A 238-nucleotide genomic window follows, 5' to 3' on the forward strand; every position below is an offset into this window, starting at 1 on the left:
GACGAGCCTGTATCTCGCGATGCAATACGGCGTGAAGGCGGCCAACTACCCGCTGATTCCGGAAGACTTCGAGCGCGGCAAGCTGCCGTCGGCGCTGTCGCCGTACAGCGAGAAGCTGTTCGGGCTCTCGATCGATCCGCAGCGCCTGTCGGAGATTCGCAACGAGCGCCGCCCCGGCAGCAAGTACGCGGCGCCGGAGAATTGCCGCTACGAGATCAACGAGGCCGAGGCCATGATG

At 64.7% G+C, this 238-nt stretch carries 1 protein-coding gene; it reads left to right on the forward strand.

What is annotated here, in order from left to right; genetic code table 11:
• Positions 1-238 (forward strand): kinase/pyrophosphorylase (locus ACWXWW_RS18350; RefSeq protein WP_455971481.1); only part of this gene is annotated, 238 nt, incomplete at both ends.

The sequence above is a fragment of the Microbacterium sp. KNMS genome, assembly GCF_053851835.1.